The following is a 5,403-nucleotide window of genomic DNA, read 5'->3' on the forward strand; positions in this document are numbered from 1 at the left end:
AAAAAACCGCCATATATCAGCATTATTTAGGTGTTGAACGAAAGCAAGTTTCGCAACCGGCGAAAGCAAGTTGCGAAACTTGCGAAACCACTTTGATCGCTATGCTGCAGGGAGAATTAGACCGGAAAAGCGAGCAACTTGCTGTAAAGGACAAGCAGATCGAGGAACTGAACGCAAGGTTGGCGGAGGTCAGCTCGGCGTTGGTGACGGCACAGCAGACTGCGGCAGCGGCCCAGGCTCTCCATGCTGGGACGATGCATCAGCAGCTTCTTTCCGGCAAGGCCGGAGCCGATCAGCCGGAGCATGAGACAGAACCGGTTCAAAAGCGTAGCTGGTTTAGTAGGTTCTTTGGGGACTAAACAGAACGACAAATCGGGAGTTGACAAGGAGTTTTGATAGCGTGAAAAAAATATTTCTTAAAATTGTGATAGGGGTTGTTCTTGCTTGTATTTTATTTGTTTGTTTTCTTTATACGAACAATGAGATCGGCGTGACTTCATCTAAGCTGGAGGCAGATATTCGTTCGTCGCAGAAGATTAAGGATGATTGGACGGTCGATGGAAGCGTTTCCAGCACGATGGCTGCATATATTTCTTACCCTCAGGATTTGAGTGACCATTCTTTTTCCGTCTATGTCAACCGTCCTGGTCTTTCCTTTGGATACTTTTTCCGTGGGGGTGGAAACCTTTCGGGGGTTCAAAGAGGAATTGCCGAGTACACCGTAGAAGGATATAATGAGCGAGCATTTATTTCTATGAATCAGCAACAGGTAACACAGCTTGAAATAGATGACGGCAACACAATTCAAGTGCTTGACATTGACAGCAATAAACCTTTTGCGATTGTTTTGCCTATAAGTGCGGGAACCATTACATTCTATGATGTGAATGGCAATACTGTGGAATACTGGAACAATTCTCTTTGACAACTTCCAGTTTATCGGTGGGATGAAGTTCGGGGAGCCGTCCGCAGACGGCAGGGGCAGCGCCCCTCCGGAGCTGGTAGAGCAGCAGGCACGAGCCGGCAGTGAAGCAGCTCCGGCAACCCCTCCCCTTTAGGGGCGCAAAGCACTTTCACACCGCTGCACCGATGGGGCGGCGGTGTGAAAGTGCTTTTGCGTTACTTTCTCACCAGAAAGTAACAAAGAGGTTGTTTTCAGCGGAAATTTATGATAAAATAGAGGACGGAAGAATAAGCGGAAAGGGGGCGATTTTATGGGAGTTACGATTTCGGGCATGACAGGTGCAGGGAGCATCCGGCACAACAACCGCAGCTTTTCTGCGGCGAATGTAGACCGGAGCCGGACGGAGCAGAACATTGTTTTCTGCAACGAGGATCTGAAGCAGGTCTATCATATGGTCTTTGATGAAGCTCTCGCAGCCTACAACGCAAAGAAAACCAAAACGAGAGATAAGATACCGGACTACTATGAGCATATCCGGCAGAGTAAACAGGAAAAGCTGTTCCATGAAGCGATCTTCCAGATCGGCAACATGAGCGACTGTGGGTGCGGTACGCCGGACGGAGAACGGGCGGCGGCAGCTCTGAAAGATTTTGCGGAGTCTTTTGCAGAACGCAACCCCCATCTGCGGGTGTTCAATATGGTGCTGCACATGGACGAGGCAACGCCCCATCTCCATGTCGATTTTATCCCTGTGGCAACGGAGCAGTCAAGAGGACTTTCTACAAGGGTATCTATGAAACAGGCATTGAAGCAGCAGGGGTTTGTCGGTGTCGGCAGAAAGCAGACCGAATGGGCGGCGTGGATGGAACGGGAGAAAGAAGCTCTGACAGAGATCGCCCAGCGGCACGATTTTGAAATTATCTCTCTCGGCACGAACAGACCGCACATGGACTTGCCGCAGTTCAAGGAAGCGGCTGCGAGGCTGGAAGCGGTGCAGCAGCAGACAGCGGCAGTAGAGAGGGAGGTTGCTGAGCTGGAACGGCAGCGGGACGTTCTGAAAGGCACTGTGCGGCTCTTAAAGGAGGCTGACAGGGTAAATGTACCCCTGCATGATATTCAGCCGGAAAAGACGCTCACAGGGGCAGTAAAGGGCGTGACGGTGGATCAGGTCGAGCAGCTAAAGAAAATGGCACTGCGCAGCGTGACGGATCGGCACAAGGTACAAGAGCTGACGGAGGAAAACACCCGTCTACGGTCACAGGTGCCGTCCATGAAGAAGCGGCTGGAAGAAGCGCAGCGGCAGCAGAGGCTTGAACAGGAAAACCGGAGGCTGCGTGATGAAAACTATTATCTGCAATCCGAGCTGCAGGAGGAACGCAGCTTCACCGAGCGTCTGACGGACGGCATCTGTCGGATGCTGGACTTCTTGGAAGAACACTTGCCGGAGCGTCTGCGTCCTCTGCTTGAAAAGGCGAGAGAGCTGCTGCCCGATCCGGAGATTGGACAGCAGCAGGAGCAACAGCAGTACCAGCGAGGAATGGGCGGCATGGAGCTGTAAAAGAAGCCTGTCCGGAGGGCTTGAAAATCTCTTTCGGACAGGCTATAATAACAACTGAAAATAGGGAATTGCTGTATTGATAATCTAAGCCCCCTGTAAGGGTACTCCCAACCTATATTTTCTCTCTCTGAAAGGGAGAAAGTCGGAGGGGAAAAAGGGGGTGAGCGGAGGGGTGTTGGAAGTGTGGTAAACCTCGTTAGAGGTTTTCCAAGCCACTGTGGTAAACCCATCGGGTTTTCCATAGTGGCGGCACTTTCAATGACCCGCAGCGAGGGGGAAAAGGGGGAGGTGACTTTCTCTTTAAGGCGGCGTAGCCGCCGCTCTTTTGCTCCCCCTTTTCCCCCTTCCCGCCCGCAGGCGATCCCCGCCGCAGCGGATTTTCTTTTTGGTACTTTTTCTTTTGTGAGGTGGTAATATGACCGAGAATTATCGAGGCTGCTACGAGTATTTGAGCGCACAATATCCGGAGGTCGGAGGCTATGAGTTTTATAAAGAGCTGTTTCCGGACAATGAGAACTCCGGAGAACGGCACACGGATTTTTCCCATCCGAACGCTGTGTATCTGTATCGGGACGAACAGAGCGAGGATAAGAAGCTCCGGCGCAGGAAGATGTATAACGACACATGGGAACAGGAGTACATGGAGTTTGTCGAGGGGAACAGCCTTACTTTGTGCAGCGGTCTTGCATATCGCAGAAAGGAGAACAGGCTGGAGAACGCCCAGCGGATGTATGCTCTGATCTTCGATCTGGATGGCGTAGGTCTTGCCGAGCTGCGCAACCTCTTTCTGCGCTTTGGCGGCGATCCGGAGCGAGTGCGCCGGTTGCCGATGCCGACTTTCCTTGTTCTGTCGGGGACAGGGCTGCATATCTACTATGTTTTCCAGCAGCCGATTGACCTATACCCGAATATAAAAATTCAGCTTAAAAGTCTGAAATATGACCTCACTTTCCGGCTATGGGAGTATGGCAGCACTTCGCAGGTCAAGGCGATCCAGTATCAATCCATCAATCAGAGCTTCCGCATGGTGGGCAGCATCAATGACAAGCATGGGACGGAGCTGGTCGCTTTCCGTACCGGAGAACGGGTAACGCTGGATTATCTGAACTCCTACGCAAAGCCAGAAAACAGGGTGGATGTCAATAAGCCTTTCAGCCCATCCAAAATGACACGAGCTGAGGCGAGGGAGGCATATCCGGAGTGGTATGAGCGTGTTGTTGTGAGAGGCGAGAAAGGACGTAAGAAGTGGGACATTGCCGGAAAGGTGCATGGTGATGATCCGTATGCGCTCTACCATTGGTGGCTGCGGCAGATCGGAGAGATAAAGGGCGGGCATCGGTATTTCTTTTTGATGTGCCTTGCTATCTATGCTTACAAATGCGGTGTGTCGAAGCAGCAGCTCCGGCAGGATATGAAAGAGGCTTTTGATGATCTGCAGATGGTGAAGCATGAGAACGCATTGACCGAGGAAGATATACGGAGTGCGCTGGAAGCCTACGACAAGGAGTATTACAATTTCACGATTTCCGATATTGAAGCTCTGACCGATGTTCGCATCGAGCGCAACAAGAGGAATGGTAGATCACAGAAAGAGCATTTGAAAAGAGCACGGGCGGTGCAGGAAGTGGATTATCCTGGCGGCACATGGAGAAGAAAAGGGGCAGAAGAAAAGAAAGCGCAAGTCTATGCGTGGCGGCAGGAGCATCCAGAGGGACGCAAGGCCGATTGTCATAGGGACACCGGACTTGATCCGAAAACGATCCGCAAATGGTGGGACACCGTACCGGAGGGGCATATAACGGTCAAAATACGCCCATCACAGGCTTTGAGCGATCTGTTGGTGGAGGAATTTAAGAAAGGGCTGTAAACGCCCCAGAAACGCCCTGCAAGGCGTTTTCGGGGCGGGTAAGGGTTTTATATTACCACACCGAAAACGAGGCTTGAAAACCGCGCGAAATAAGGCTTTTTCACCCCCTAAATGTACACGCTGCGGTGTTACCATATAGAAAGCACTGTTCATAGAAAAGTTGCAAAAAACATTTGCAATGCACTTGCAAATGTCACGAATATTGAGTATAATATTAGTGCAAGCTAAAAATGAGAGGAAAGGAGTGCTATTATGGCTAAAGGAAATATGACGATAAGAATGGAGCCGGAGCTGAAAGCACAGGCGGCAGCTCTCTTTAAGTCCCTCGGAATGGATTTGAGTACGGCAACGGGCATTTTTTATCGACAGGCACTTAGGTGTCATGGACTTCCCTTTGAGGTCAAGGTAGACGAGCCGAACGCTGTTACCTATGCGGCGATGGAAGCGGCAGAAAAGGGCGAGGATATATTTGGACCGTTTGACAGCGTTGGCGATCTGATGGAGGCACTTAATGCTTAAGCCGGAGTTTACGGGGCAGTTCAAACGAGATTATAAGCTTGCGGTAAAACGGGGTTGCAATCCGAAGAAACTGGAAGAAGTCATTACGCTGCTATGCAATGAGCAACCGTTGCCGGAGGCGTATCGAGATCACGCTCTCACTAATTCCAGAAACTATAAGGATATGAGAGAGTGCCACATTGAGCCGGATTGGTTGCTTGTTTACAAGGTTGTCAGAGAGACATTGATTTTGAAATTGATTAGGACGGGTTCTCATAGCGATTTGTTTTGAGAATCGTTCCAGATGAAAGAGTGGTGATGATATATGGCGGGTGTGATAACTGAAATTGCAATAGAATGTGGCGTGTCGGAACAGGCAGTTCGTGCATGGTGTAGGCGAAACCATGTTGCGAAAGATGCGAAAGGAAGTTTCGCAATCAGCGAAAGTCAAAAAACCGCCATATATCAGCATTATTTAGGTGTTGAACGAAAGCAAGTTTCGCAACCGGCGAAAGCAAGTTGCGAAACTTGCGAAACCACTTTGATCGCTATGCTGCAGGGAGAATTAGACCGGAA

6 protein-coding genes and 1 pseudogene are annotated in these 5,403 nt (G+C 50.4%); all 7 read left to right on the forward strand.

Features of this window, described 5'->3' with window-relative positions; genetic code table 11:
* Nucleotides 1–359, forward strand: a pseudogene (locus B9Y59_RS00030) (hypothetical protein); the annotation flags it as partial.
* 41 nt (nt 360–400) lie between these two features.
* Nucleotides 401–925, forward strand: a complete 525-nt coding sequence (locus tag B9Y59_RS00035) for a hypothetical protein (protein ID WP_002569224.1) — start codon at nt 401–403, stop codon at nt 923–925.
* 289 nt (nt 926–1,214) lie between these two features.
* Entirely contained in the window at nt 1,215–2,462 is a 1,248-nt protein-coding gene (locus B9Y59_RS00040; RefSeq protein WP_085530975.1) for a plasmid recombination protein, read from the forward strand.
* Between the two features lie 415 nt (nt 2,463–2,877).
* Nucleotides 2,878–4,329, forward strand: coding sequence for a hypothetical protein (locus B9Y59_RS00045; RefSeq protein WP_198945572.1), 1,452 nt, complete (start codon nt 2,878–2,880; stop codon nt 4,327–4,329).
* Between the two features lie 252 nt (nt 4,330–4,581).
* Nucleotides 4,582–4,848 (forward strand): type II toxin-antitoxin system RelB/DinJ family antitoxin, encoded by a 267-nt coding sequence (locus B9Y59_RS00050; protein ID WP_085530977.1) that lies wholly within the window; start codon nt 4,582–4,584, stop codon nt 4,846–4,848.
* Nucleotides 4,841–5,119 carry a type II toxin-antitoxin system YafQ family toxin gene (locus B9Y59_RS00055; RefSeq protein ID WP_015517764.1) on the forward strand — a complete coding sequence of 93 codons (279 nt, stop codon included), beginning with the start codon at nt 4,841–4,843 and terminating at the stop codon, nt 5,117–5,119. The genes B9Y59_RS00050 and B9Y59_RS00055 overlap by 8 nt, the downstream gene beginning before the upstream one ends.
* Before the next feature lie 33 nt (nt 5,120–5,152).
* Nucleotides 5,153–5,403, forward strand: a 251-nt coding sequence (locus B9Y59_RS16040; RefSeq protein ID WP_442856143.1) for a hypothetical protein, incomplete at its 3' end; no start/stop codon positions are given.

Source organism: Anaeromassilibacillus sp. Marseille-P3371 (assembly GCF_900169665.1).
GTDB lineage: Bacteria > Bacillota > Clostridia > Oscillospirales > Acutalibacteraceae > Anaeromassilibacillus.